The sequence below is a fragment of the Olsenella sp. CU969 genome, from assembly GCF_905219715.1.
Lineage (GTDB): Bacteria > Actinomycetota > Coriobacteriia > Coriobacteriales > Atopobiaceae > Granulimonas > Granulimonas faecalis.
The window spans coordinates 1-3,871 of sequence record NZ_CAJMXC010000111.1; the positions used below are offsets into that span (position 1 = coordinate 1).

Annotated in this window: 2 protein-coding genes; both read right to left on the minus strand. The window is 65.1% G+C overall.

Annotation, left to right across the window (positions count from 1 at the left end; all coding sequences use genetic code 11):
- Positions 1-747 precede the first annotated feature (747 nt).
- Positions 748-1,494, minus strand: coding sequence for a phosphotransferase family protein (locus JX283_RS07880; protein ID WP_135977179.1), 747 nt, complete (start codon positions 1,492-1,494; stop codon positions 748-750).
- A gap of 92 nt (positions 1,495-1,586) precedes the next feature.
- Positions 1,587-3,871: bifunctional acetaldehyde-CoA/alcohol dehydrogenase (gene adhE, locus JX283_RS07885; RefSeq protein WP_204830086.1), on the minus strand; the 2,285-nt coding region annotated here is incomplete at its 5' end.

Consider the following 3,871-nt stretch of genomic DNA (forward strand, 5'->3'; position numbering starts at 1 on the left):
GGTCAGGAGAACTGGCTCATGGCGCTCTGGAGGTCCTGACCGCCAAAGAGCACCTGCAGGACCTCGCCCTCGTTGACATAGGTCCAGGAGTTGTCCGCACGCTCCATGGCCAGGTCGGTCTGGCCCGTGGCGATGGGCACGTCCTCGGCCTCGAAGGCGGCCATGAGCAGCTCCACGACCTTGTCCTGCACGGCTTGCTGGCCACCCTCGGTCACGAGATTCTGGGCCTCGTCGCTCGTGGCGAACTCGGTGAGGCTGTCCATGTAGCTCTCGACGACCTTCTGCAGGTCGACGTTGGAGCTCGTGATCTTGACGGTGGCGGTGTCGCCGTCCACCTCGACGGAGTCGACGGTGTAGTCGAAGTGCCCATAGAACGCCTTGATGAGCCGANCGGACNAGATGCCGTAGGTAGTCTCGAGCTCCTTGAGCTCGTCCATGCTGCCGAGCTCGTCGATGGCCTCCGCATCGAGGCTCTTGATCTGGTCGAAGTTGGAGGTCACCACCGACTTGACCTGGTCGGCCGGGTTGCCGCCACAACCGACGAGACCGACGGCGGGGACCACAGCCAGAGCCACGGCGAGGGCGGCCGTGGCCACCTTTTGCCAGAGTTTCTTCTCCATGGGGAACTTTTCTGAAAGTGTCCTTTAGTACGGTTCCCCCATTGTGCCACATTTCAGANAGAANACNGAAAAAAAGGGCCGGCACCCATGCGGGGTGCCGGCCCTTGACGTCGGCGACGCAGTGAGCCTACTGGTAGTCGACCACGTCGATCCAGCGGAGCAGGAAGTCCTTGGCGGACTCCTCACGGCGGCGCGAGAGCTCGGCGGCGGCCACGATGGACATCCAGTTGCGGACAACCTGCTTGGGCGTGTCGCTCTTCTTGCAGTAGAGGTCGAGGTAGCGCCTGGCCATCTCGTGGTCGTCGATCTCGAACAGGAGGTAGGAGATCGCGGCACCGGCGGCGCCGGAGCCCTGGGTGGCGTGGGCCCAGTCGCAGGCGTAGAGCTTGCCGTCGTCGCCCACGATGACGTTGGTGGGGTTGAAGTCGCCGTGGCAGACGGAGACCTCGTTGGGCATGCCGTCGAGACGCATCTCGAGCTCGTAGCGCGTGGTGGCGTCGAGGACGTCGGTGAGCGATGCGATCATGCGCGCGTACTTGTCCTTCTGGTGCTGGAGGAGGGGCGCGCGGTGGCTGTGGATGTCGATCTGGAAGTCGACGAACATCGCGAGGTAGCGGTCGAGCTGGTCGGGGTCCTCGGCCATGAGCTCGGCCAGGGTGCGACCGGGCACGTAGGTGGTGGTGAGGGCCCAGGAGCCGTCGACCCTGGCCACCGAGACGGGCTCAGGCGTCGAGATGCCGGCCTCGTTGACGCGGGCGAGGTTGAGCGCCTCGTTGAAGACGTCGGAGACGGGCTTGGTGTCGTTGAAGACCTTGACGATGTTCTCGCCGTCCACGAAGACTGCCTTGTTGCCGCGCTGGACTATCTGCTCCACTCTCGTTCCTCTCTCTCAGGTGTACGGAACAAACAACGGGCGGGCCGGGCGCCCCTCCCCCAAGGGGCGCCNGGCGGCCCGGTCAAGCCGTGTTAGTCCTCGTAGCTCTGGGGCTCGCGGCCGTAGTAGGCGTCGAGGTAGAGCTCCTTGATCTCGCTCANGAGCNGGTAGCGCGGGTTGGCGCCGGTGCACTGGTCGTTGAAGGCCTGCTCCACCATCTCGTCGAGGGTGTCGAGGAAGCCGGTGCCCTCGTCGTTGTGCTCGGGGATGCCGTAGTCGGCGATGGTCTTCTTGATACCCACGTGCTCGTTGAGCTCGTCGATGGCGGCGAGGAACTTCTCGAAGACCTCGTCGTCGTTCTTGCCGGTGATGCCCACGTAGCGGGCGGCCTCGCAGTAGCGCTCCTTGGCCTCGGGGTAGGCGTACTGCGGGAAGGTGCCCATCTTCACCGGGCGGTCGACGGCGTTGTAGCGCATGACGCGGGTGAGGATGACGGCGTTGGCCACACCGTGGGGCAGGTGGTGGAAGGCGCCGAGCTTGTGGGCCATGGAGTGGTTGACGCCCAGGAAGGCGTTGGCGAAGGCGATGCCGGCCATGCAGGAGGCGTTGGCCATGTGCTCGCGGGCCACCGGGTCGGCGGCACCCTTGTCATAGGCCGCGGGNAGGTAGTCGAAGACCAGCTTGATGGCCTGGAGCGACGCGGGCTTGGTGTAGTCGCTGGCCATGATGGACACGAGGGACTCCAGGGCGTGGGTGAGCACGTCGATGCCGGAGGCGGAGGTGNGGCCCTTGGGCTGGTTCATCATGTTNTCGACGTCCACGATGGCCATGTTGGGCAGCAGCTGGTAGTCGGCGAGTGGCCACTNGATGCCGGTCTCGGCGTCNGTGATGATCGCGAACGGGGTGACCTCGGAGCCGGTGCCGGAGGAGGTGGGGACGGCCACGAAGTAGGCCTTGGAGCCCATCTCGGGGAAGGTGAAGATGCGCTTGCGGATGTCCATGAAGTCCATGGCCATGTCCTCGAAGCGGGCCTCGGGGTGCTCATACATGAGCCACATGATCTTGGCCGCGTCCATGGCGGAGCCGCCGCCCAGGGCGATGATGCAGTCGGGCTCGAAGGAGCGGATCTGCTTCACGCCCTCCTCGGCGCACTGGAGGGTGGGGTCGGGAGCCACGTCCNAGAAGCAGGAGTGGACGATGCCCATCTCGTCGAGCTTGTCCTCGATGGCCTTGGAGTAGCCGTTCTTGTAGAGGAACTGGTCGGTGACGATGNAGGCGCGCTTCTTGCCCATGGTGCCGAGCTCGGCGAGGGCCACCGGCATGCAGCCGCGCTTGAAGTAGNTCTNGTCGGGGGTGCGGTACCACAGCATGTTGGTCTGCCTCTCTGCCCCGACCTTGGTGTTGATGAGGTGCTTCACACCCACGTTCTCGGAGATGGAGTTGCCGCCCCAGGAGCCGCAGCCCAGGGTCATGGAAGGCTTGAGGCGGAAGTTGTAGAGGTCGCCGATACCGCCCTGGGAGCTGGGGGTGTTGATGACGATGCGGCAGGTCTTCATGGCCTCGGCGTGCTTGGCCATCTTCTCCTTCTCGTTCATCGTGTCGATGTAGAGGGAGCTGGTGTGCCCGTAGCCGCCGTCGGCGATGAGCTNCTCGGCCTTGGCGATGGCGTCGTCGAAGTCCTTGGCGTGGTACATGGCCAGCACCGGGGAGAGCTTCTCGTGGGCGAACTCCTCGGAGAGCTCCACGGAGTCGACCTCGCCGATGAGGACCTTGGTGTTCTTGGGCACGTCGACGCCGGCCATCTCGGCGATGGTGTGGGCGGACTGGCCCACGATCTTGGCGTTGAGGGCGCCGTTGATGATGATGGTCTTGCGGACCTTGTCGATCTCGTCGCCCTTGAGGAAGTAGGCGCCGCGACGCTTGAACTCGTCCTTCACGGCCTTGTAGATGTCGTCGAGGACGATGACGGACTGCTCGGAGGCGCAGATCATGCCGTTGTCGAAGGTCTTGGAGTGCAGGATCGACATGACGGCGAGCTTGATGTCGGCCGAGGAGTCGATGATGGCCGGGGTGTTGCCGGCGCCCACGCCCAGGGCGGGCTTGCCGGAGCTGTAGGCGGCCTTGACCATGCCCGGGCCGCCGGTGGCCAGGATGATGTCGGCGTCGCGCATGAGCTCGTTGGTGAGCTCGAGGCTGGGCTGCTCGATCCAGCGGATGAGGCCCTTGGGCGCGCCCGCGGCCTCGGCGGCCTCGCGCACGACCTTGGCGGCGGCGATGGTGGACTCCTTGGCGCGGGGGTGCGGGGAGATGATGATGGCGTTGCGGGTCTTGAGAGCCAGCAGGCACTTGAAGATGGCGGTGGAGGTGGGGTTGGTGG